The 23,198-nt window shown below is 60.1% G+C and carries 24 protein-coding genes; 9 read left to right on the top strand and 15 right to left on the bottom strand.

Features of this window, described 5'->3' with window-relative positions:
• Positions 1–35: 35 nt before the first annotated feature.
• Positions 36–926: a pseudouridine synthase gene (locus tag AC1Z1G_RS18145; protein ID WP_483621489.1), complete on the top strand. Its 891-nt coding sequence runs from the start codon at positions 36–38 to the stop codon at positions 924–926.
• Between the two features lie 50 nt (positions 927–976).
• On the opposite strand, the gene AC1Z1G_RS18140 is transcribed toward AC1Z1G_RS18145, so the two are convergent.
• Both AC1Z1G_RS18140 and mobA read right to left on the bottom strand, forming a co-directional pair.
• A complete protein-coding gene (locus AC1Z1G_RS18140; RefSeq protein ID WP_483621488.1) occupies positions 977–1,198 on the bottom strand; it encodes a YgdI/YgdR family lipoprotein in 222 nt (73 codons plus the stop codon).
• Positions 1,199–1,275: 77 nt separating this feature from the next.
• A complete protein-coding gene (gene mobA / locus AC1Z1G_RS18135; protein ID WP_483621487.1) occupies positions 1,276–1,878 on the bottom strand; it encodes a molybdenum cofactor guanylyltransferase MobA in 603 nt (200 codons plus the stop codon).
• Positions 1,879–1,959: 81 nt separating this feature from the next.
• Between mobA and moaB the strand changes: the two genes are divergently transcribed.
• Together moaB and AC1Z1G_RS18125 are read left to right on the top strand one after the other, a co-directional pair.
• Entirely contained in the window at positions 1,960–2,499 is a 540-nt protein-coding gene (gene moaB / locus AC1Z1G_RS18130; protein WP_483621485.1) for a molybdenum cofactor biosynthesis protein B, read from the top strand.
• Positions 2,483–3,709 carry a molybdopterin molybdotransferase MoeA gene (locus AC1Z1G_RS18125; RefSeq protein ID WP_483621483.1) on the top strand — a complete coding sequence of 409 codons (1,227 nt, stop codon included), beginning with the start codon at positions 2,483–2,485 and terminating at the stop codon, positions 3,707–3,709. Before moaB ends, AC1Z1G_RS18125 begins: the two co-directional genes overlap by 17 nt.
• A 63-nt stretch (positions 3,710–3,772) precedes the next feature.
• Here AC1Z1G_RS18125 and AC1Z1G_RS18120 read toward each other — a convergent pair whose 3' ends face one another.
• Positions 3,773–4,081: a hypothetical protein gene (locus AC1Z1G_RS18120; RefSeq protein WP_483621481.1), complete on the bottom strand. Its 309-nt coding sequence runs from the start codon at positions 4,079–4,081 to the stop codon at positions 3,773–3,775.
• Positions 4,082–4,402: 321 nt separating this feature from the next.
• Between AC1Z1G_RS18120 and yegS the strand changes: the two genes are divergently transcribed.
• Positions 4,403–5,320: a lipid kinase YegS gene (yegS, locus tag AC1Z1G_RS18115; RefSeq protein ID WP_483621479.1), complete on the top strand. Its 918-nt coding sequence runs from the start codon at positions 4,403–4,405 to the stop codon at positions 5,318–5,320.
• Here yegS and AC1Z1G_RS18110 read toward each other — a convergent pair.
• From AC1Z1G_RS18110 to AC1Z1G_RS18100, 3 genes are all read right to left on the bottom strand, one after another.
• Entirely contained in the window at positions 5,304–5,963 is a 660-nt protein-coding gene (locus AC1Z1G_RS18110; RefSeq protein ID WP_483621477.1) for a response regulator transcription factor, read from the bottom strand. The genes yegS and AC1Z1G_RS18110 overlap by 17 nt on opposite strands.
• A complete protein-coding gene (locus tag AC1Z1G_RS18105; RefSeq protein WP_483627905.1) occupies positions 5,960–6,853 on the bottom strand; it encodes a sensor histidine kinase in 894 nt (297 codons plus the stop codon). Before AC1Z1G_RS18105 ends, AC1Z1G_RS18110 begins: the two co-directional genes overlap by 4 nt.
• Before the next feature lie 491 nt (positions 6,854–7,344).
• Positions 7,345–7,815: a hypothetical protein gene (locus AC1Z1G_RS18100; protein WP_483621475.1), complete on the bottom strand. Its 471-nt coding sequence runs from the start codon at positions 7,813–7,815 to the stop codon at positions 7,345–7,347.
• Between the two features lie 571 nt (positions 7,816–8,386).
• Here AC1Z1G_RS18100 and AC1Z1G_RS18095 point away from each other — a divergent pair.
• Both AC1Z1G_RS18095 and AC1Z1G_RS18090 read left to right on the top strand, forming a co-directional pair.
• Positions 8,387–9,322 (top strand): chemotaxis protein CheV, encoded by a 936-nt coding sequence (locus tag AC1Z1G_RS18095; protein ID WP_347901251.1) that lies wholly within the window; start codon positions 8,387–8,389, stop codon positions 9,320–9,322.
• Between the two features lie 102 nt (positions 9,323–9,424).
• A complete protein-coding gene (locus tag AC1Z1G_RS18090; RefSeq protein ID WP_483621471.1) occupies positions 9,425–10,231 on the top strand; it encodes an MOSC domain-containing protein in 807 nt (268 codons plus the stop codon).
• A gap of 71 nt (positions 10,232–10,302) precedes the next feature.
• Here AC1Z1G_RS18090 and ppnP read toward each other — a convergent pair whose 3' ends face one another.
• From ppnP to AC1Z1G_RS18050, 8 genes are all read right to left on the bottom strand, one after another.
• A complete protein-coding gene (ppnP, locus tag AC1Z1G_RS18085; RefSeq protein ID WP_007940055.1) occupies positions 10,303–10,587 on the bottom strand; it encodes a pyrimidine/purine nucleoside phosphorylase in 285 nt (94 codons plus the stop codon).
• Positions 10,588–10,641: 54 nt separating this feature from the next.
• Entirely contained in the window at positions 10,642–11,199 is a 558-nt protein-coding gene (locus AC1Z1G_RS18080) for a 3'-5' exonuclease (RefSeq protein WP_483621469.1), read from the bottom strand.
• 70 nt (positions 11,200–11,269) lie between these two features.
• Entirely contained in the window at positions 11,270–13,231 is a 1,962-nt protein-coding gene (locus AC1Z1G_RS18075) for an acetyl/propionyl/methylcrotonyl-CoA carboxylase subunit alpha (RefSeq protein ID WP_483621467.1), read from the bottom strand.
• 123 nt (positions 13,232–13,354) lie between these two features.
• Entirely contained in the window at positions 13,355–14,152 is a 798-nt protein-coding gene (locus AC1Z1G_RS18070) for an enoyl-CoA hydratase/isomerase family protein (RefSeq protein WP_483621465.1), read from the bottom strand.
• Positions 14,149–15,306: a citronellyl-CoA dehydrogenase gene (gene atuD, locus AC1Z1G_RS18065; protein ID WP_483621463.1), complete on the bottom strand. Its 1,158-nt coding sequence runs from the start codon at positions 15,304–15,306 to the stop codon at positions 14,149–14,151. The genes AC1Z1G_RS18070 and atuD overlap by 4 nt, the downstream gene beginning before the upstream one ends.
• A gap of 38 nt (positions 15,307–15,344) precedes the next feature.
• Positions 15,345–16,961, bottom strand: a complete 1,617-nt coding sequence (atuC, locus tag AC1Z1G_RS18060; protein ID WP_483621462.1) for a geranyl-CoA carboxylase subunit beta — start codon at positions 16,959–16,961, stop codon at positions 15,345–15,347.
• Between the two features lie 3 nt (positions 16,962–16,964).
• Positions 16,965–17,834 (bottom strand): SDR family oxidoreductase, encoded by an 870-nt coding sequence (locus tag AC1Z1G_RS18055; RefSeq protein ID WP_483621460.1) that lies wholly within the window; start codon positions 17,832–17,834, stop codon positions 16,965–16,967.
• Positions 17,835–17,846: 12 nt separating this feature from the next.
• Positions 17,847–19,637: an acyclic terpene utilization AtuA family protein gene (locus AC1Z1G_RS18050; protein WP_483621458.1), complete on the bottom strand. Its 1,791-nt coding sequence runs from the start codon at positions 19,635–19,637 to the stop codon at positions 17,847–17,849.
• Between the two features lie 183 nt (positions 19,638–19,820).
• Here AC1Z1G_RS18050 and AC1Z1G_RS18045 point away from each other — a divergent pair, with 183 nt between their 5' ends.
• The 3 genes from AC1Z1G_RS18045 to AC1Z1G_RS18035 all read left to right on the top strand — a co-directional run bounded on the left by AC1Z1G_RS18045 (position 19,821) and on the right by AC1Z1G_RS18035 (position 22,456).
• Complete coding sequence (locus AC1Z1G_RS18045; protein ID WP_483621456.1) at positions 19,821–20,444, top strand: TetR/AcrR family transcriptional regulator; 624 nt, start codon at positions 19,821–19,823, stop codon at positions 20,442–20,444.
• Between the two features lie 104 nt (positions 20,445–20,548).
• Positions 20,549–21,343, top strand: coding sequence for a substrate-binding periplasmic protein (locus tag AC1Z1G_RS18040; RefSeq protein WP_483621455.1), 795 nt, complete (start codon positions 20,549–20,551; stop codon positions 21,341–21,343).
• A gap of 99 nt (positions 21,344–21,442) precedes the next feature.
• Positions 21,443–22,456 (top strand): GNAT family N-acetyltransferase, encoded by a 1,014-nt coding sequence (locus AC1Z1G_RS18035; protein WP_483621453.1) that lies wholly within the window; start codon positions 21,443–21,445, stop codon positions 22,454–22,456.
• Between the two features lie 60 nt (positions 22,457–22,516).
• On the opposite strand, the gene AC1Z1G_RS18030 is transcribed toward AC1Z1G_RS18035, so the two are convergent.
• The gene (locus AC1Z1G_RS18030; RefSeq protein ID WP_483621451.1) at positions 22,517–23,065 is read right to left on the bottom strand and encodes an RNA polymerase factor sigma-70; all 549 of its coding nucleotides are present in this window, start codon (positions 23,063–23,065) and stop codon (positions 22,517–22,519) included.
• Positions 23,066–23,198 lie beyond the last annotated feature (133 nt).

The raw sequence follows: 23,198 nt of genomic DNA, 5'->3' as shown, positions 1-23,198 counted from the left end.
TAATGCGGGCCTGCTTTTTTCGTCAGAGTTTTCGTATGTCTTCTTCCCCTTTTTCTGCCGCACAGAACCAGGCCAGTACGCTTTATCTGCCGCCGGGTTCGTGGTCGACCGTGCTTGATTGCCTATGTGCCCACTTCAGTGCCATCAGCCGGGCACAATGGCTGGACCGTATCGCCAGGGGGCGCGTTCTTGATGGTCAAGGTCATGCCATAGCGCTTGATCTGCCTTACAAGGAAGGGCTGCGCATTCACTACTTTCGTGAAGTGCCCGACGAAAAAGCCATTCCCGTGCTCGAAACGATCCTCTACGCCGATGAACATCTGGTGGTGGCGGACAAACCCCATTTTCTGCCGGTCACACCCGCCGGTGAATATGTGGAGCAGACCTTACTGCGCCGCTTGATTCGGCGTCTGGACAACCCGCATCTGGTGCCTTTGCACCGTATTGACCGGCACACTGCAGGGCTTGTGTTGTTCTCTGCCAACCCGCAAAGCCGTTCGGCTTATCAGTCACTGTTCCCGACCCGGCAAATTGAAAAGCGCTATGAAGCCATCGCCCGCGCCTTGCCGCAGCTGTCCTTTCCTCTGGTGCATAAAAGCCGATTGATCGATGGCGAACCGTTTTTTCGCATGCAGGAAGGTCCTGGCGTCAGCAACACCGAGACCGCTGTCGAGGTCAGGGAAAAGAACGGTGACTTGTGGCGCTATGGGTTGTATCCCGTGACCGGGAAGAAGCATCAGTTGCGGGTGCACATGACGGCATTGGGGGCGAGTATCTGCAATGATCCGTTTTATCCCGAAGTTGTGAAGGACGCCGAGGATGATTACGCCAACCCTCTGAAGTTGCTGGCTCAGGGGTTGCGTTTTGTCGACCCGGTCACTGGGCAGGAACGCGAGTTCAAGAGTGAAATCACCTTGCAGTGGTGATCTAAACGATAAAGCCCGCACGAGGCGGGCTTTATATGTGTAGCCGTGGCTTACATATCTTTAACGGTACGAACCTGATCTTTGTTGATGCGGGTGTGTTTGCCATCCAACTGTTCGAATTCATAGAAACCCGACTCGGAATCGAATTTTGGGGTGTCGACAGACTGGATTTCGCGACCGTCATTCAGAGTGATCACCGTTGGCGAAGCGCAACCAGCGAGGGTGGCTAGGCCCAAGGCAAGCATGAAAGTGGCGAGGGTCCGTTGAGTCATGGTGTGTCTCCGAAAATGATTACTTTTGGTTACTGACCTTGAGACGTATACATCGCGTGCAAGTTCCTTGGCTAGTGTCAATCTGACACGCTGTTATGCAGGCGTAACAGTTCCGGGGTGTTCAGATTGGCCAGCCGGGGATCATTTTCGGGAAGTTGCAGGGCGCTAGCGCCAAGGTCTCGCATGACCCGTCCAGGGCTGCGCTCGCCCTCGGCCCAGGCTTTCTCAAAGGCACTGGCCAGTGCCACAGGGATGACACAGAGCAAAGGCTCCCAATGTTCACCGTGACGCAGCATGAGCGGTTTTTCCGGTTGTCGGTCAGCGGTCTCGCGCATGGCGGCGAGCAGGTCGGCATCTATGCGCGGAACGTCGCAGGGGAGCACCAGCAAATGCCCGTGCTGGGCGGCTTTCAGGCCTGCACGGATTCCGGCCAAAGGGCCCGGGAAATCACCGTCGTCATCGTGAACCAACTGGTCGGCATAGGGCGCGTAGCGTTCCGGGTTGCGGTTGCAGGAGATAATCAGGTCGTTGGTCAAGCCCCGGGTCAACCGATGCAGGTGTGCGATCAGTGGCAGGCCTTGCCACTCCAGCAGGCCTTTATCCTGACCGCCCATGCGTTGGCCGCGCCCGCCAGCCAGAAGCAGAATGGAACACGGTGCAAGAAGGGTGTCGCAGGTCATTAGGCTTCTCCCGGAGGGCGGCGAAAAAAGGGGGCGCTGTGATATAACACCGGGCTGTTTCCCCTACAACTGGACGAGCCTATGAAAGCCAAGGCTGATGTACCTTTCGCACCGCTCAATATTGCGGTTCTGACGGTCAGCGATACGCGCACGCTGGAAACCGATACCTCGGGGCAGGTATTCGTCGACCGCTTGAGCGCTGCTGGCCATAACCTGGCAGCTCGGGTGCTGCTTAAAGATGATCTCTACAAAATCCGGGCGCAAGTCGCGACCTGGATTGCCGATGATGTCGTGCAGGTTGTGTTGATTACCGGTGGCACAGGGTTTACCGGTCGGGACAGCACGCCAGAAGCGGTCAGTTGCCTGCTGGACAAGCAGGTCGACGGTTTTGGTGAGTTGTTCAGACAGATTTCAGTTGTGGATATCGGGACCTCGACCGTGCAGTCCAGAGCCTTGGCCGGGCTGGCCAATGGCACGCTGGTGTGCTGCCTGCCAGGTTCAACCAATGCCGTGCGCACCGGTTGGGACGGGATTCTGGCTGAACAACTGGATTCACGGCATCGTCCGTGCAATTTCGTGGCCCATCTGAAACAGGCGGCACTTTGTGAATCCCGCAGGTAAGCCAGGCAAAGCGGATGCGCTGATGCCGGTCGAGGCGGCCCTGCAACGGCTGCTGGAAATGGCCGAAGCCACGCCGATTGTCGAGCGCGAGTGCTTGCCGCTGGCTGCAACAGCCGGTCGGGTGCTGGCCGAGGACCTGGTATCAACCCTGGATCTACCGCCCTGGCCAAACAGTGCGATGGACGGTTATGCGTTGTGCCTGGCTGACTGGGCAGGTGAGCCGCTGGTGGTCAGTCAGAAAATTTTCGCCGGGCAAGCGCCCGAGCCGCTGACGCCAGGTACCTGCGCCAGGATCTTCACCGGTGCGCCAGTGCCTGCGGGTGCCGACTGTGTCCAAATGCAAGAAAACGCTGAGTTGCAGGCCGATCAGCGAGTGCGTTTCACCGAAGTGATGCACGCTGGGCAGAACATACGCCCTCAAGGCCAGGAAACGACCGTCGGTGAGACGGTATTATCGGCCGGTACGCGCCTGGGTCCCATTGAACAAGGGTTGGCGGCGTCTTTGGGCTGCGCAGACCTGACGGTGGTGCGCAGGGTGCGGGTGGCGGTGCTGTCGACTGGCGATGAGTTGATCGAGCCGGGTCAGGCGCTGGGCCCGGGCCAAATCTACAACAGCAATCGTGTCCTACTGTGTAGCTGGTTACAGCGTCTGGGGTGCGAAGTCATTGATGCTGGAATCTTGCCGGATGATTTACCGACGACTCGCAGCCGTCTAGCAGGGCTGGGGGATGTGGATCTGATTCTGTCCACGGGCGGTGTATCGGTCGGTGAGGCAGATTTTCTTGGCATCGCCTTGCGCGAAGAAGGTGAGCTGGCGCTCTGGAAATTGGCTATCAAACCTGGGAAACCTCTGACGTTTGGGCATTTTCGCGGTGTGCCGGTGATCGGTTTGCCGGGCAATCCTGCGTCAACGCTGGTGACGTTCGCGTTGCTGGCGCGCCCTTATCTGCTGCGGCGCCAAGGTGTGAAAGACGTCGAGCCGCTGAAGTTTCAGGTACCAGCAGGATTTGTCTGGTCCAAGGCGGGTAATCGCCGGGAATACTTGCGTGGGCGTCTGGATCAGGGGCGGGCAGTTATCTATAGGAACCAGAGTTCAGGCGTGCTGCGCAGCGCCGCCTGGGCCGAGGGGCTGGTTGAGGTGATGGAGGCGTGCACGCTGAGTGAGGGGGACTTGGTGAGTTTCATTCCGTTGAGCGAAGTCCTGGGCTAGGACCCATTCACGGTTGTGCCGGGCCCGGCGTCACCGTCGGGCTTGCGTGTTTGTTGATCGTGTTCAGCGAGTCAATAACTGCACCAGTTGGTCGAACCGACTGTTGGCGATCCAGCCCGCCACCCCGATGATCACCACCGCCGCGCCTGTTGAGTAGGCGTTCCTGTGTTTGATGGACTTGAGGTCATTGCGCACTTCGTCCATGTCTCTTCGCAGGTATTTGAGGTGGGTTTCCAGTTCAGAGACGTGATGTTCAATACCTCGTGCCCCACAGGGTTTTTCTCGTGGGTTGCGTTCGGCCTGATGAAGGGCGTCATCGCTAACCAGTCGTGTGGATGGCGCGGATGACAGCTTTAACTCAGGGCTGGGCATGATGTGTACCGCTTCTTTTTTTGATGCCGGTGGACAATGGCACCCCGATGCTGATCGTGCGTGATGAGGCAGTCCAGGTGTTTCCATACATGGGTTTGCACTTCCTTGTGTCGTGTGTGGTGACCGCGTTCACAAAGGTCTATGAATCACCCATACCCGTCAATTGAGGGGATTCGTCTTCACCTGTAAGAAAAGTAACCGTGCGTAAATCGTTTGTAGGATCTATGGCGCCTGGCTGTAATGAGTTCCACTGTGTTTGGCTCTTTCTGGTGCCTGTGAGGTCACATACCCCACAGGCATTCAAATGGACGGAGTGACACCATGAGCGAGCGCAAGGCACTGTTGATTTTGCACGGCAAGCAAGCACTCAACGAGGATGTACGGGCGGCTGTCGAGAGTCGACGTGAGCAAGGTTGGGAGTTGGCGGTTCGACTGACATGGGAGGCAGGCGATGCCCAGCGACTGGTCGGTGAAGCGCTGGCGGCGGGGTATACGCAACTGATTGCCGGAGGCGGCGACGGCACATTGCGTGACATCGCCGAGGCCATGGCGCGGTGCGCCACCGATGCCAGTCTGGTGCTCCTGCCGTTGGGCACGGCCAACGACTTTTCCCGTGCCGCGGGCATTCCGTTGACTGTGGCAGAGGCGTTAGACCTGCTGGACGCACCGGCTCATGCGATTGATCTTGGGGAAGTCGACGGCCAGATGTTCTTGAATATGGCCACGGGCGGGTTTGGTAGCCAGGTGACGGCCAACACCTCGGAAGACTTGAAGAAAGTGCTCGGCGGTGCGGCGTATTTGTTTACCGGGTTGTCACGTTTCAACGAGCTGCACGCCGCGTATGGGGAGTTGCAGGGGCCGGGCTTTCATTGGCGTGGCGAACTGCTCGCCCTGGGTATCGGCAATGGCCGGCAGGCCGGAGGAGGTCACGTGTTGTGCCCGCAGGCTCTGGCGGACGACGGTTTGCTGGACATCAGCATTTTGCCCGCGCCGCAGGAATTGGTCGGGACATTGAGGGACCTGTTGGCCGATGGTTGGGGCATCGACAACATGTTTGTGCGAGCACGCTTGCCGTGGGTCGAAATCAAGGTGTCGGAAGGTTTGTATATCAACCTGGATGGCGAGCCGCTGCAAGGTGAGAACTTGCGTTTTTCCATACGCCCGGCGGCGCTGCGGGTACACCTTCCGCAGGATTCACCCTTGCTGGGCGGCTCGATAAAACTCAGTCATCCAGGCTGATGATTTGCTCGCGCACGGCAAACAACACCAGGCCCGCGACGTCGTAGATCTGCAAGCGCTTCATGATTTGCGATCGATGGGTTTCAACGGTCTTGATACTCAAGCCCAGGCCGTTGGCAATTTCCCGCGTGGATTTGCCGCGTACGATCAGGCGCAGGATTTCCAGCTGACGTGCTGTCAGGTTGTGGGTGTCTGCCGGTTCCGGCTGGTTTTTCTGAGTGCGGGTCAAGGCCTGGTTGATCACCGTGTGGGCAATGGCCGGGCTCAGGTAACGCTCATTGTTGCGTAAGGCTTCGAGCGCGTGTTCAAGCTCGGTGGCGGTGGTGTCCTTCAGCAGGTAGCCATGGGCACCGGATTCGAGGGCCTGCATGATCAGCGCCGGGTCCGTGTGCATCGACAAGATCAGCACCTTGCTCTGCGGGCGGATGGCCTTGAGTTTTTCCAACGCCTCCAGGCCGCTGGTTTCCTTCATGGAAATATCCAGCAGCACAATGTCCGGGCTGAGCGCTTCGACCATGCCAAGCAGTTGGGAGCCGTCGTTGGCTTCACCGATCACGGCATAGCCTGGAATGTCCATGACCAGCGCACGTACGCCAGCCCTGATGAGGGAGTGGTCATCCACCAGAAGCAAATTACAAGTCAATGTAAAACCTTATTCGTACTGGCCCGCTCACGAGCCCGGGGCGCCCAGGGGAAGAGTGCTTCGATTTGTGTACCTTTGCCGGGTTCGCTGGTCACGGTCAAGGTCCCGCCCAGTTGATCGATCCGTTCTGACATGCCTGCCATGCCCCGTTGACCTTCCTGGCCGGGATTGGCCGCCGGGGAAAACCCCTGGCCGTCGTCGCTGATGAACAACGTCAATCCCTGAGGCAGGCGCTGGAGCTGGACCAGCAGATTCTGTGCCTGGGCGTGGCGAAGGATGTTGGTGATGGCTTCCTGCGTGATACGAAATGCCGCCACTGCCATCTCTTCGGGAATCCCGGCCAGCCGCTGCTTGCACTCCAGGCTCCAGTGCACCGGCGTATTGGCCAGCGTCTTGAGCATGTGCGCGCGCAAACTGGCTTCAAGCCCCAGGCTCGCCAACTGTCGGGGATTGAGAATGGCCGACACATCGCGAACTTTGGTGAGTGTTTCTTCGAGGGTTTCGCACAGAACGGAACACTGGCCCTGCAAGTCTTCGGGCAAGCGCCGTTTCAGCCATTCACTTTGAAGTTTGGCGGCGGTCAGCAGTTGACCGATGTCGTCGTGTAGCTCGCGGCTGAGGCGATGACGTTCGTTCTCCTGGACTTCAAGCAAACGATCGGCCAGTTCCTGAGGCTGGAACTTGATGGATTTGCCCGAGCGTAAATATTGAATCCAGACGCAGATCATTGCCGCCAGATTCACCAACACAAGCCCCAACGGTAATTGACGGGTCATGCAATAGGCCAGCAAGCAACCGAGTGCCGAAAGGGTGCACAGCAACAGCGTGAACTGACGTGCTTTTTTTCGGGAGGGTGGCCAGGTGGCGAAGGACTTGAGGCTGGCGTACATAGCGGATGGAGCCAATGGGTGTTCGCTGCGGGTAGACCGGTCTGGCAACTGACAGGTCTCTGTCTGGAAAACGGTTACTTGAATAGTTGGCCTGAGTCACGTGCAGATTTTTACCGGAATCGAATGCCTGGGATGTGCAATCTGAAATCACGGTGCCACTAAGTGCATCAACTAACAGGCGGCATACTACCACTTAAGATACCGTTGGTCGCGTTCGGTATATATGTCCTAAGCGTCAGGAAATGAGTAGCAGTTTGGACGATGGTTCCAGTTTTTCGGGTTCTATGTTTATCGTCATCATGCACAAAGTGTTTTTGGAAAATATCCCTTTTTTGCAATGCATCATTTGCCGGGCACTGAGGGGGAATTATTAGTTACCAGTTAATTCAAAGCTGTCGTTGTTGGATATGGGGTATTCAATTACGACCGATTTGATGCAAGGCCCATCGTCCTGATGATTGCATTCGATCTTGGCTGTCGAGTTGCACCACTCAAGCTTGTCGCAATGAGAAGCTATGCCGGGTGAATGATCTTGAGGGGGACGGCAGCCGGGGCTGGTTCAGCCCGACCTGAGAAGCAAAGGCTTCGATCAGCGAGGTTTGCTCGCTTTCGTCCAGGCTCAGTTGACCGGTAGTGGGGTCAATCAGCTCAAGTTGCCAGGCTATCAGTGTGAAGCAGTCTTTCAAGGCACCCAGCGCTTCTTCATGCAGATCCATCTGGGGCGGCGCATGGCTCAGCAGACCATGAATATGCCGCGAGAATTCGGATACGGCCCGCAATGCCAGTGCATCTGCCTTGCTGGCAAGTTTGAGTAACGTACTCAGCAGGCAATCGACGGCGTCCTTGTCGTTGCTGATGAGTTGCAGATGACACAGGCATTCCTCGGATTTGGCCAATAATGTTTCGGCCTCGAGCAGAAACCCGGGAAGTCTATGCTGCCAGTCATTACCGTCTTTCAGCATGCTTTTCTCCGCAACGTCATGTCGGGTGAGGGAATGTCGCGTGTGGCGAGTGACCCTGAGGCAGCGCCGAGGGTTGACCGGATGGAGTCGCAGGAATTCGCGAGGGTCAAAGAGGCGTGATGCAGTTTGTTTGCAGTGCGCGCAGGGCCGGAAGTGGCGAGCGAGTGTGCGCAGCCTGTATCGAGCAAGCCGTGAATGGCCAGCCGCAAGGCTTGAATTGCGGAGGCTGGTAGGCTTGATAAGGCGCCTGGCCACGATCCTGCGAGTACAAACAAAAGCCTGACTCCATTCATGCAATGAGAATGGCGTCACATTAATGGCTATTGGATATTGCGAACATCAGGTTAGACCTGATTGTGGGTAGGGGAATCCCTTACACAGAGGAACCTTGTGCAGCGACAGAGGTCGCGCAACGAGGGGATGCAGCTGATGAAATGGCGTGGCCAGTAAACCATGATGTTAATGTGACATCAATGCCTTTGCATGGCATTTTGTATCAGGGTCAAGGTCCGGCGATCACCGCCGATAACTTCTTTTAGTGAATTCATCAGAACAAGCCCAGGAGTCATTAATGGCCGGCATTCTCGACACGGTAGATCAACGCACGCAGCTGGTGGGTGAGAATCGCCTGGAAATTCTCATGTTTCGCCTGGCGGGACGGCAGCTGTTCGCGATCAACGTATTCAAGGTGCAGGAAGTCCTGCAACTGCCGAAGTTGACCCTGATGCCGCAGCGTCACCCGTTCGTGTGCGGCGTGGTGAACCTGCGCGGCCAGACCTTGCCGGTAATCGACCTGTCCCAGGCCATCGGCATGCGCCCGTTGGTGCCCAGCCCTACCAGTACCATCATCGTGACCGAGTACAACCGTTCGGTTCAGGCGTTCCTGGTGGGCGGCGTCGACCGCATCGTCAACATGAACTGGGAAGCGATTCTGCCGCCACCGACCAGCGCCGGTCGCCAGCATTACCTGACGGCTATCAGCAAGGTCGACGATCAACTGGTGGAAATCATCGACGTCGAGAAGGTCCTGGCCGAGATCGTTCCGTACAACGCCAAGGTGTCCCGCGACAAACTCGACGATCCGGTGCTGGAACGCGCCCGTGGTCGTGAAGTGCTGTTGGTGGATGACTCCAATGTGGCCCTGTCCCAACTGCGCGACACCCTGGGCCAGCTCGGGGTGAAAATGCACATCGCCAGTGACGGTTTGAAGGCACTGAACATGCTCAAGGCCTGGGCCGATACCGGCGTGGTGATGACCGACAAGCTGCTGATGATCTTCACCGATGCGGAAATGCCTGAGATGGACGGCTACCGCCTGACCACCGAAATCCGCAACGACCCACGCCTGCGCGGGCTGTATGTGGTGCTGCACACCTCGCTGTCCGGCAGCTTCAACGACTCGATGGTGAAGAAGGTCGGCTGTGACAACTTCCTCTCCAAATTCCAGCCGGACAAACTGGTGGACGTGGTACGCCAGCGTTTGATGCTCGACGAAGTCCCGGCCTGAGGGGGCGCCTGAGGCCGGTATCAGACCTGCCCATCAGGTGCTTCTTTGTTTCGTCGGCCGGCTCGTATATCGTGGCGTTTTTTGCCCACCAGGGAGCTGGCCATGTTGCGTCTGAGCGCGCTGTATCGATACCCGTTGAAGTCGGGCAAGGGTGAAACCTTGCAGCAGGTCAATCTTGACCGGCTGGGGCTGGACGGGGATCGACGCTGGATGCTGGTGGATGAGGCCAGCGGGCGTTTCCTGACGCAGCGTGCGGTGGCGCAGATGAGTCAATTGTCGGCGCTGTGGAACGCCGCAGGCGGCCTGACGCTCAGCGCGCCGGGCCACGGGCCGATTGACGTGGCGTTGCCCGCCGCCGATGCGCAACTGCGTGGCGTGACCATCTGGCGTGACACCTTGCGCGTACCCGACGCGGGCGACGCGGCCGGGGCGTGGGTCAGTCAGTTCATTGGCAAACCGACCCGTCTGGTGCAAGTGCCCGAGGCGCTGGCCCGCACCACTCAGGCCGGTTATGGAAAAGACGACGATAAAGTCGCGTTTGCCGACGGTTTTCCATTGCTGCTGATCGGTCAGGCGTCCCTTGAAGACTTGTCGCAGCGAGTGGGCCGTGAGTTGGAAATGCTGCGGTTTCGGCCCAATCTGGTCATTGAAGGCAGCGCTGCGTTTGCCGAGGATGGCTGGAAGCGGGTGCGGATCGGCGATGTCGAATTTCGCGTCGTCAAGCCGTGCTCACGCTGCATTCTGACCACCATCGACCCGCAGACCGGCGAACGCAGTGAAGACCGTGAGCCCTTGGCCACGTTGCAGCAATACCGAGCGCAAGAGGATGGCGCGATGTTTGGCCAGAACCTGGTCAACGACAGCAATGGCCGCCTCGAAGTCGGCATGCCGGTGACCGTTCTCGAATGACGGTGTTGTCGGCCTGAACGAAAAATGCCCGTGTCCATGGACACGGGCATTTTTTTGCATAGGTGAAACCCTTAGCCGCGGTACTCGCACAGGTAAGCGGTATCGACGGCAACCTTGAGCTGAAACTTGCTGTTGGCAGGCACATTGAACTGGCTACCGGCGGCGAATGTTTCCCAGTCGCTGCTGTCAGGCAGTTTGACGGTCAGGGCGCCGGAAACCACGTGCATGATTTCGCGCTGGCTGGTGCCGAATTCGTATTCGCCCGGTGCCATGACACCAATCGTGGCCGGACCTTCAGCGGTGCCGAAGGCAATCGATTTGACGGTGCCGTCGAAGTACTCGTTGACTTTAAACATGGGCGATTCCTCGAAATGGGCTAAAAAGGGCCGGCCAGTATGCACAAGGGTCTTTCAGTCGTCACCTCTGTGAGCCGGAAGAATCAGCGGCAACAGGCGCGCGGTATTGCGGGCGTCTTCGAGGGCCCGGTGCTGTTGGCCGTTGAACTGCATGCCAGCCAATTGCAGCGCGCCATTGAGCCCCAGCGGCCGCTCCAGTCGGCGGGCCTTGGCGAAGCGTTGCTTGAGGTTCATGTGCGGGACGTGGTTCAAGGCACTGTGCAGGGCATGACGTTGCCATTCCTGTTCCAGCTGCTTGCGGTCGTAATCTCCCCAGCTCGCCCAGCCTTCAAGGCGTGGCTGATGTTGCGCGAGCCAGCGCTCGAACGACGCCCAGACATCGGTCAACGGCTGGGCCGCGTCGATACTGGCCTGGGTAATACGCGTCAATTCCCGACAAAACGGTGTCAGCAGCGGCCGTCGCAGGGGCCGTACGAAGCGCTGAAAATGGTCCTGTTCGCGGCCTTCACGGTTGACCAGTGTGGCGCCGATTTCGATGATTTCCATCTCGGCCACTGGCCAGCCGCCTTCATCGGTTGTGGCTTCCAGATCAATTACCAGCCAGTGGGGCATCGCCGCTTTCCTGATTTACAGCTCTCAATGAGGCTGAGCGTAGCCAAACCCGGCGAATCCGCCTAGCGGCTTATTCAACCTCCAAGAGAATCTGGCGGTTTTTCACCTGATCGCCGGTGCCCACCTGCAACCGTTTGATCACGCCGTCGATACCGGCCTTGAGCGGATGCTCCATTTTCATCGCTTCGAGCACCACCAGCAGTTGGCCTTTACTGACCTGGCTGCCTTCGTGGATCAGTACCTGGACAATGGCGCCATCCATTGGCGCTTTGAGGGTGCCGCCGTGCAGGCTGGCCTGGGCGGCGACTGGCGCCTGGGTCTGGTCCTCCAGCAGCAGACCGCCGGGACGGGTGAACAGCCACAGTTGCCCGGCATTGAGGTGGTAGGCGTAACGTCGGCAGATACCGTTGATCTCCAGCGTGGCGTGGCGGTCGTCGAGTTGCAGTGGTTTGAGTTGCAGGGTTTGCCCGGCCACTTCAACCCGCAGGTGCCCATCGGGTTGGGCGGTCAGCTCGCTGGTCCAGCGGTCATCGCCTCGGCCAATACGCTGGCGCAGCGGCACGCTGGCGTTGTTACGCCAGCCGGCCAGCGTCGGCGGGTGGGCGTGGGCCGCCTGCTGATAGAAGAGGGTGGCGGCAATGGCCAGTTCGGTAGGCGTGGGTGTTTGCGGGTGCAGGCTGGGGTGATCGGCAAAGTACTGGGCAATGAACCCGGTGCTGAAATCGCCGGCCATGAATTGCGGGTGCTCAAGCAGGCCTGCCAGCAGCCGTTGATTGCTCTGCAAACCCAGCAACACGCTGTCTTCGACGGCTCGCAGTAACTTGCGCCGGGCCTCTTCGCGCGTGGCGCCGTGGGCAATGATTTTGCCGAGCATCGGGTCATAAAACGGGCTGACCGATTGGCCTTCCAGCAGTCCGTGGTCGATCCGCACACCGTCCTGCAAGGCCGGTTCCCAGCGAGTCACGCGGCCGGTCTGGGGCAAAAAGCCTTGCGCCGGGTCTTCGGCGTACAAACGCACTTCGATGGCATGCCCGTTGAGCTGGACCTGCTCCTGACGCAACGGCAGCGGCAACCCGGCCGCGACGTCCAGTTGCCAGGCCACCAGGTCCAGGCCAGTAATCAGTTCGGTGACCGGGTGCTCGACCTGCAAGCGGGTGTTCATCTCCAGAAAGTAGAATTGTCCCCGTGAATCGAGCAGGAACTCCACGGTCCCCGCACCCACATAGTTGACCGCACGACCCGCCTTCAAGGCCGCGTCACCCATGGCTTGGCGCAATTGGGCGGTCATCACCGGGCAGGGCGCTTCTTCGATGACTTTTTGGTGGCGACGCTGGATCGAACAGTCGCGCTCGCCGAGGTAGATCAGGTGGCCGTGCTGGTCGCCGAACAGCTGGATTTCGACGTGGCGCGGGTCGATCAGCGCTTGCTCGAGAATCAGCTCGTCGCTGCCAAAGGCGTGCAAGGCTTCGGAGCGGGCGGTGCGGAGCTGTTCAGGCAACTCGCCGGCGTTGTGCACCAGCCGCATGCCGCGTCCACCGCCACCGGCGCTGGCCTTGATCATCAGGGGATAGCCGAGGCGTTCGGCCTCGCGGCTCAGGGTGGCATCGTCCTGTTCGGCGCCCTGGTAACCGCCAATGCACGGCACACCGGCCGCGAGCATGGCGATTTTCGACAAGCGTTTGCTGCCCATCAATTCAATGGCTTCGGGGCTTGGGCCGATGAAGGTCAGGCCGGCCCGGGCGCAGGCTGTGGCGAATTCGGCGTTTTCCGAGAGAAAACCATAACCGGGATGGATGGCATCGGCCCCGGTGCGCAACGCTGCGTCGATGATTGCGGCGCTGTTGAGGTAGGACTGTTGAACCGCAGCCGGGCCGATGTTGACTGCCTCATCGGCCATGCGCACATGCAAGGCGCCGACGTCGGCGTCGCTGAACACCGCCACGGTGCGGTAGCCCAGGGCCTGAGCGGTACGCTGGATGCGGCAGGCGATTTCACCGCGGTTGGCGATGAGGATTTTGCGCAGGGTGGGCATGATGTGATCCTTTGTCTTGTGCGGTGTTTTTGAGGGCCTCTTCGCGAGCAAGCCCGCTCCCACATTGGATTGCATTTCAACTCTGGGGGAGGGCCGGTCGACGCTCGATTGCTCGCGATGCTTTTAAGGCGCCCATCCCGGTTTGCGTTTTTGCACAAAGGCCATTGTCCCTTCGACACCTTCGGCCCCTGTCACGGCTTCGCTGAACCATTCGGCTGCCTGGTCCAGCAGCGGTCCCAGAGGCTGTTCGGCACTGGCCAGCAACAAGGCTTTGGTCGCGGCATTGGCGCCGGGAGCGCAACACATGACATGGGCGAGCACTCCATCCAGGCGTTCGGCCAGGGCTTGTGGATCATGTTCGACAAAATGCACCAGCCCCAGGCGCCGCGCTTCATGCCCGTCAAAACGCGCCGCAGTCAGGGCCAGGCGCCGGGCCTGAGTCAGGCCAATGCGCTGGACCACGAACGGCGCGATTTGCGCCGGCAACACGCCGAGGCTGGTTTCCGGCAAACCGAACTGAGCGTTGTGTTCTGCCAGGGCAATATCACTGACACAGGCCAAACCCAATCCGCCACCGAGCACCGCGCCTTGCAGCACCGTGATCAGTACTTGCGGTGCATGTTGGGCTTCTTCGAGCAGGGCGCCGAAGGTGCGGTTCAGTTCGCGGTAAGCCTCGGGTCCTTGAGCGCGGGCATTGGCCATGTCTTTCACATCACCGCCCGCGCAGAAATGCCCACCGGCACCGCCGAGTACCAACGCACGAATGCCCCGGTCATCGCGCACGGCCGCCAGCACGGCGCGCAACTCGGCAACCATCTGCAAACTCATGGCGTTGCGGCTGTCCGGACGGTTCAGGGTGATGTGCAATACGCCGTTGTGGGTTTCCAGCAACAGGGTTTCGCAAGTGGGCAGGGTGTTCATTTCTTTTTCCCCGGCAGGATGCCCATCAGTTTGCAGATGATCCCCAGCATGATTTCGTCGGCGCCGCCGCCAATCGACACCAGTCGCACATCGCGGTAGGCGCGGGCCACCGGGTTGTCCCACATGAAGCCCATGCCGCCCCAATATTGCAGGCAACTGTCGCTGACTTCCCGACCCAGCCGTCCGGCCTTGAGTTTGGCCATGGACGCCAGGCGCGTGACGTCCTGGCCTTTGACGTACTGCTCGGTGGCCTGGTAGACCAGCGCCCGCAGGCATTCGATCTCGGTGGCAAGCTCCGCGAGGCGGAAGTGGATCACCTGATTGTCGATCAGTGCGTTGCCGAAGGTCTGGCGCTCCTTGCAGTACTCGATGGTGCTGTCGACGCAGTACTCCAGGCCCTTGATCATGTTCGCCGCGCCGAACAACCGCTCTTCCTGAAATTGCAGCATTTGCATCATGAAACCGGCGCCTTCATGGCCGATGCGGTTGCGCTGCGGCACGCGTACGTTATCGAAAAATACCTGGGCGGTTTCCGAGCTGCGCATGCCGAGTTTGTCCAGGTGCGAGCCGAGGCTGATGCCGGGGCTGTTCATCGGCACGATGATCAGTGACTTGTTGATGTGCGCCTTGTCGTCCGAGGTGTTGGCCAGCAGGCAGATGAAGTCGGCGCTCGGTGAGTTGGTGATCCACATCTTGCTGCCGTTGATCACGTAGTCGTCGCCGTCCTTGCGCGCCGTGGTTTTCAGCCCGGCAACGTCGGAACCGGCGCCGACTTCCGAAACGCCGATACAGCCGACCTGTTCACCGCTGATCGCGGGCCGCAGGAACTCTTCACGCAGCTCGTCGGAGCCGAATCGCGCCAGCGCCGGGGTGCACATGTCGGTCTGGACGCCGATTGACATCGGGATGCCACCGCAGTGGATGGTGCCGAACTCTTCGGCGGCAACAATCGAATAGCTGTAGTCGAGGCCCATGCCGCCGAACTTTTCCGGTTTGGAAATGCCCAGCAGGCCCAGCTCACCGGCCTTGCGGAAGATCTCGTGAATGGGGAAACGCCCAGCCTTTTCCCACTCATCGACGTAGGGGTTGATTTCGCGGTCGACAAACTGGCGAACGGTGCGGCGCAGTGCTTCGTGTTCCTGGGTAAACATCATTTTTATTGTTCTCCCTAAACCTGGTGGTGATCAGAGCCTCAAAACCGTGCCACGCCAAAACTGTTGGGTTGTAGCTGACGAACCTCGGCCTCGCGACAAATGTCCAGCAAATAACCAAGCAGCGTGCGGGTATCCCGTGGGTCGATCAGCCCGTCGTCCCACAGGTTGGCGCTGCCGTACAGTGCGGTGGATTGGCTGTCGAGTTTCTGCGCGGTGACCTGTTCAAGCATGTCGAGCATCTTCGGGTCGGGCACCAGGCCGTCCTTGAGCTGTTTGGCTTCAGTGACGATACGCAGCACCTTGCCGGCCTGGGCGCCACCCATCACCGCGGTGCGGCTGTTGGGCCAGGCGAAGATGAAACGCGGGTCCAGGCCCCGGCCGCACATCGCGTAGTTACCGGCCCCGTACGAGCCCCCGACCACGATGGTCAGCTTCGGCACCCGTGCATTGGCCACGGCCTGGATCATCTTCGCGCCGTGTTTGATCACCCCGTGCTGTTCTGCTTCGGTGCCGACCATGAAACCGGTGGTGTTGTGGAAAAACAGCAGCGGGGTCTGGCTCTGATCGCAGAGCTGGATGAACTGCGCAGCCTTGCTTGCGCCTTGCGGGGTGATCGGGCCGTTGTTGCCGATGAATCCGCAGGGCTGACCCTGGATATGCAGATGGCCGCAGATCGTTTGTTGATCGAACTCGCCCTTGAACTCAAGAAAACGTGAGCCATCGGCGATGCGGGCGATGATCTCGCGCACGTCGTAGGGTTTTTTGGGGTCCGCAGGGATCAGCCCCAACAGTTCGTCGATGGGGTAGAGCGGCTCGTCCCAGGATTGCGGTGCGTGCTGCGCTAACCGCGCATTCCATGGCAACAGGCTGACGATTTCACGCACCAGTCGGATGCCGTCGGCATCGTTTTCGGCCAGGTACTCGGCGGTGCCGGCGACTTGAGCATGCATTTGCGCGCCCCCGAGCTGTTCATCCGTAGCGATTTCTCCGGTAGCCGCCTTGAGCAGCGGCGGGCCTGCGAGAAACAGCTTGGCCTTGCCACGCACCACCACCACGTAATCCGACAGCCCCGGCTGATAGGCGCCGCCCGCCGTGGCCGAACCGTGGACCACCGTAATCTGCGGCAGGCCCATGGCCGACATCCGCGCCTGATTGGCAAAGCTGCGGGCGCCCTCGATGAAAATCTCCGCGGCGTAGTTGAGGTTGGCGCCACCGCTTTCGGCGAGGGTGATCACCGGCAGTTTGTTTTCCACGGCGATCTGTTGCAGGCGCAGGGACTTTTTCAGGCCACTGGGGGAAATGGTCCCGCCCTTGATCGCGCTGTTGTTGGCCACCACCAACACCCGCACGCCGGACACGTAGCCAATGCCGGCAATCAGGCCGCCACCGGCCTGACTGCCGTCCTTGTCGTCGTGCAGTTTGTAGCCGGCCAGGCTCGCCAGTTCGAGAAACGGCGCGCCGGGGTCGAGCAGCAGGTTCAGGCGTTCGCGCGGCAACCACTGCCCGCGTTGCTCGAATTTGGCTTTGGCCTCTGCGGCCTTGGCCAATAGCTGCTGCTCTAACTGGCGCAGGTGTTCGACTGACGCGAGCATCGCCTCGCGGTTCAGGGCGAACTGCGGGTGGTGCGGGTCGAGTCCAGATTCAATCACCGGCATGGGTTACTCCTTGTCCTTGAGCACATCCGGCAGGTAAGCGCGGTGGAAACCATTGAAGGGTTCGCTGCGTTGTGCCTTGTGGATCGGCCATGCACGCCCGCCGAGGCTGGCCGCGCCGTCGATGCGCAAGGTGCTGCCGCTGATGAAGGCCGCCGCCGGGCTGAGCAGAAAAACAATGGCTGCGCTGACCTCCGACTCCGTGCCGATGCGCTTGAGCGGTACATGTTCGCGCAAGGTCGGGATCACGGCTTTGAATGCGCCTTCGTAAGTGTCCATGCCGCTGGAGGCGATCCAGCCGGGTGCCACCGCGTTGACCCGCACACCGGCGTAACCCCATTCGAAGGCGGCGGTCTTGGTGAAGTTGTCCATGCCCGAGCGTGCGGCGCCGGAGTGCCCCATGCCCGGCATGCCGCCCCACATGTCGGCGAGCATGTTGACGATGGCCCCGCCATGTTGGCTCATGGACTGGTTGAACACTTCCCGGGCCATCAGGAAACCGCCGACCAGATTGGTCCGCAGGATGGTTTCAAAGCCCTTCTGATTGATCGCCGACAGCGGTGACGGGTACTGGCCGCCAGCGTTGTTGACCAGGCCGTGGATGGGGCCGTGTTGGCTGATCAGTTGCCGGATCAGTGTGGTCACCGCATCTTCGTCGCGGATGTCGCAGGTCTGGTAACTGGCGGTGCCGCCGTCCTGACGGATTTCCGCGGTGACGGTTTTCAGTTTGTCGCCCCTGCGTCCGATCAACAGGACGTGGGCGCCAAGGGCGGCGAGTTCGTGGGCGGTGCAGCGACCGATGCCGCTGCCGCCACCGGTGACAATGATGGTCTGGCCGGCAAACAGGTCAGGCTTGAAAATGGAGTCATAGGCCATGGCGATACTCCTCTAGTTGAGGTGGTCGGCGATGCCTTGCGGCACCGGAATCTGGATCTCCAGCAACTGCTGGGCGAACGCCTTGCCTTGCGGGTCGATCCGCAGGCTCGCCACGCCGCCGCCCCCCAGGGCATTCTCCAGCAGAAAGTTCAGGCTGTGGCTGCCCGGTAGATACCAACGCTCGACCCGCCCGTGAATCGGGTCCAGGACGTGGCTCATCCAGTCGACGATCACTTCGGGCGTCAAGGCTTCGGCGATCCACGGCAGGTACTCGGGCGCGCGGGCCATGACCCCGATGTTGCTGTGATTGCCCTTGTCGCCGGAGCGCGCCACTGCCAGTTTCACCAGCGCCACACTGGCGTCGGCACGGCCATGGGGTTTGGGCGGGTCATGAGGGAGGGGCAGGGTGGCGCTGTCGAGACGGTCGAGGGCCGGCAGGGCGCAGCGGTGGCGCTGGCCGAGCAGGTCGACCTCCAGGGTGCAGGCCGCTTTGTCGATCAGGAACGAAAACAGCCGGATCAGCGGGTACACCGTCGGGCGTCCGCCGACGATGCCGGTCAGGCCCGGCGCCATGCCGGTCGCGGCCTGGGCGATTTCACGGGAGAACAGCATCAGCGCCTGCTTGGCCGGATGTCGCACCGCCAGTTTGATGACCACTTCACGGCTGTCCTGGCGCTGACCGTGAGGGCCATACGTGGCCTCGCTGCCCAGCAGTTCGATGTTCACTTCGCTGTAAGGTGCCCAGCCGCGCTGGCTGAACATCTCTGAAGTTTTGTCGATGATCGCCTGGCTGACGCGCCGGGCCTTGGCCACCGCGTCAATGCCGGCGATCAGGCAACTGGCGGTGCAGCGAAAACCGTCCGGGTAGGTGGCGCTGACCTTGTAGTGGTCGGTGGGCGGCAGGCCTCTGGCGCCGTGGACTCGCACCGCATTTTTGCCCTGCTGCTGGAGTTTGACCTGGCTGAAATCGCAGACCACGTCGGGCAGCAGGTACGCGCGCGGGTCGCCGATTTCATAGAGCAGTTGTTCGCCGACCGTCAACGGCGTCACCAGCCCACCGCTGCCTTGTGGTTTGGTGACGATGAACTGGCCGTCGTCGCTGACCTCGACGATCGGGAAGCCGATGTGTTCGTAGTCCGGCACGTCGCGCCAATCGGTGAAGTTGCCGCCGGTGCACTGGGCGCCGCATTCGATAATGTGCCCGGCCAGTGCAGCCTGGGCCAGTTTGTCGTAGTCCTGCCACGACCAGCCGAATTCATGCACCAGTGCCGCGCTGACCACCGCACTGTCGACCACGCGCCCGGTGATAACGATGTCGGCGCCCAGGCGCAAGGCTTCGACGATACCCGGTGCGCCCAGATAGGCATTGGTCGACACGCACAGGGGCGGCAATGGCGCGCCGCTGAACATCTCGGTCACACCGGCGCTGCCCAGTTCCTTGAATCGCGGTTGCAGGTCATCGCCCAGCAACACGGCGATTTTCAGGGGCAGGGCGGCTTTGTCGCAGGCCGCTTGCAGGGCGGCGGCGCAGGCCAGCGGGTTGATGCCGCCCGCGTTGCTGATGACGCGTATTCGTTGTTCGGCGATTTTCCCCAGCAGCGGGCTGAGGGTTTCAACGAAATCGGTGGCGTAACCGGCCTGAGGGTCTTTCATGCGGGCGCCGGCCAGCAGGGACATGGTGATTTCGGCCAGGTAGTCGAACACCAGGTAATCCAGACGTGCGCCGTCTACCAACTGCGCGGCGGCGGTCGAGGTGTCGCCCCAGAATGCACTGGCGCAACCGATGCGCAGGGTTGTGTTCATGGCGGGCCTTTCTCCTGAAAGCACTGCGGCGAGACTACCAAGCAAGCGCTTGGTTTGTAAACGCTGCAAATACTTCCGTCCAAGCGCTTGCTTGGTTCACCCCACCAGCATAAATTGCGCGCGCAAGCACCCGGTTGCCGGGCGCCAGACGGTAATAGATTCAGGCAAGTGAAGGAGAGCGGCGTGGACGAGCAAAAAGCCCTGCAAGTGATGCGCGAGTTGGTGGACAGCGGGCGTATCACCGATCCCGACAGCGCCCGTGGCAAGTTGCTGCAAATGGCCGCTCACCTGTTTCGCAACAAGGGCTATGAGCGCACCACGGTGCGTGACCTGGCCAGTGCGGTAGGGATCCAGTCGGGGAGTATTTTTCATCACTTCAAGAGCAAGGATGAAATCCTGCGGGCGGTCATGGAGGAAACCATCCACTACAACACCGCACTGATGCAGGCGGCGCTGGCGGACGCTCATGATGTGCGCGAGCGGGTACTGGCGCTGATTCGCTGCGAATTGCAGTCGATCATGGGCGGCAGCGGCGAAGCGATGGCGGTGCTGGTTTACGAATGGCGCTCGCTGTCGGTGGAAGGGCAGGTCCAGGTATTGGCCCTGCGCGATGTGTATGAGCAGATCTGGTTGCAGGTATTGGGTGAAGCCAAGGAGGCCGGGCTTATCCGTGGCGATGTGTTTATCACCCGGCGTTTTCTGACGGGCGCCTTGTCCTGGACCACCACCTGGTTTCGTGCAGAAGGCAGCCTGAGCCTGGACCAGTTGGCGGATGAGGCCTTGATATTGGTCCTCGAAGAAAAATAGCGCGGGCGGCGCGATGGATTAAATAGCCAGTACCAAGTTGTCTAAGTGGGCGAAACCGCCTAGCTTAGAAGTAATGAATGTCTTTGCAGGGGTGGGTTTTGCTGATGGGTTCGCCAATTCGGACGATTTCGCGGGTATGGCTGATAGCGCTGGGAGCGTTGTTCGTATTACCCGTGTCGGCCGCGCAACGGGTACAGGTCGGTGCCGCGCATTTCCCACCCTATACCGTCCGCCCGGAATCCGGTGCCGACACCGGGCTGCTGCCGCAGTTGGTCGAGGCGCTGAACCAGCTCCAGACCGAGTATGAATTTGTACTGGTGCCGACTTCGCTGCCTCGGCGTTTCGGTGATTTCAAGGAAGGCCGGGTCGACATGGCGATCTTCGAGAACCCGGAGTGGGGCTGGAAGGACATTGCGCACACCACTGTCGACATGGGCCTGGAAGATGCGGAAATCTTTGTCGCGCAGAGCAAACCCGATCGCCAGCAAAGCTATTTTGCGGACTTGAAAGGCAAGCGCCTGGCACTGTACAGCGGTTATCACTATGAGTTTGCCAACTTCAATGCTGACCCGAAATTCCTCGCCGACAACTACAACGCCACGCTCACGTACTCCCACGACAGCAATATCCTGATGGTGCTGCGCGACCGTGCGGACATTGCCCTGGTAACCCGCTCTTACTTGAGTGATTACCTGCTGCGCAATGACAAGATCGGGGCGCAGTTGCTGGTGTCTCAGCGCATCGATCAGGTCTACCACCATTACGCATTGATCCGCCCGCAAGCGCCCATCAGCGGCGAGGCATTCGGCAAATTGCTGCAAGGCCTGCGGGACAATGGCCAGATGCTGAAGATCTTCGACCCGTACAAAATTGCCATCGTGCCGGTGCCCAAAGGCTGAAATCGGCTGATCCGCCACTGATTTCCATGCCGTGCCTAAATTTCCCGCCCCGGCTCACGTCACATCGTTGAACTGTCGACGATTACGTGAGCCCGCCCCATGTCCCATCTGAATGACCTGTCTTCCCTTGCGTTGCCGCAGGGACGCCTTCTTGCCGGCGATGAAACCGAGCGTTACCTGAGCCTGAGCCTGGAAGGCCAACCGCTGATTCGCCTGCGCCTGAGGCGTGAACCGGCGCTGAGCTTGCAAGTGGAAGCGTTTTATCGCCGTCCCGTTGGTCAGGCGCTATGGGCGGCGTGTTATTGGCTGTTTGCGCGAGATACCCACTGTCAGCGCCTGACCTGGCAGCTCGACGAGTCGCCGACCGAAGCCTTGCACAGCGGTTTACTGGTGGCGACGGAAGTGGCGGGGCAGTACGTCTGCGAACGCACGTTGTTCTGGCAGCAGCCGCAACCCTGGTTGGGCGAGTCGGTCGGCAATGTCTATGCGCAGCAGATGATCATCAGCGCCGGCAAGCGTCATCCACGGCGTCCGATCAAGCCACGCGGCGAAGTCTATCGGCGATTTGATGCGCGCCTCGGGGCGTGGATCTCGTTGCGCACGGTCGAAATCGATCATGACCTTGAGCGTTTCCATCGTTGGCAAAACAACCCGCGAGTGGCGGATTTCTGGGAAGAGAGCGGCAACCTCGACAAGCACCGCGCGTATTTGAATACCCTCCAGGCCGACCCCCACACCCTGACCCTGATCGGTTGCTTCGATGATCAGCCGTTCGCGTATTTCGAAGCCTATTGGGCCAAGGAAGACCGCATCGCACCGTTCTACGAGGCGGGCGATTACGACCGCGGGATTCACATGCTGGTGGGCGAAGAAGACCATCGCGGCCCGCACAAGGTCGCCAGTTGGTTATCGGCGCTGGTGCATTACCTGTTTCTGGACGATCCGCGTACTCAGCGGGTGGTGGCAGAGCCGCGTGCCGATAACGCGAAGATGATCGGCCATCTGCACAACCAGTGTTTCCACTGCGAGAAAGAGTTTGATTTTCCTCACAAGCGGGCGGCTTTGATGATCCTGGGGCGCGAGCGCTTTTTCGATCATTGCACCCTGGCTTGAGAGGGAGGTATCGGGCAGGGCGGGGTGATCCCCTGGCCTGCCGGATCGATGCATCGGGGATCAGCGGCGGGCGAAGGTATCGCTGCGGCTGCCCGAGACTTTTCGGCAGTGAATCAGGGCATCACGAATCATGAAATTCACCAGGGTTGGCGAGACGCCGAGTTCCTTGGCGATGTCCTTTTGCGGGACGCCGTGCAGGCGGTACATCTCGAACGCATAACGAGTCCGGCTCGGCAGCTCGGTCAGCGCGTCGGCGATGTTTTCCAGCGTCGAGAAGTTGATGTGCGAGGTTTCCGGGGAAGCGCCGTGGACAACCACGTTCAAACCCTCCTCTTCGGTGCCCGAGTACTTCTGTTCCAGCGCCTGCTTGCGGTAGTGGTCGATCGCCAGGTTGCGCACGATCTGGAACAGGTAACTGAGTTGAGCCTTGAACGAGGACGTGATCTGCGGCGCCGATTGCAGCCGGAAGAATGCATCCTGAACCACGTCTTCGGCGCGTGACCGGCAACCGGTGATGCGGGCGGCAATCTTGACCAGAATCAGCCGGTTGTCGACGAAGGCCTGGAGTAACGGTGAATCGCACCTGCTTGTGGACACTTGTTCCGTCATGGAAGTCACCTTGCTACAAAAAGTTAGTCGGACGGCCGGTGGTTCGCAGCGATCCAACACATCGAGCGACAAATTAGGTTGAATGATAATGATTGTCAATTGAGAAAGAGAATTAATGACCCAAAAGGGTGCG

The organism is Pseudomonas sp. JL27(2026) (assembly GCF_056933555.1).
This window is presented reverse-complemented; position numbering and strand designations above follow the sequence as displayed.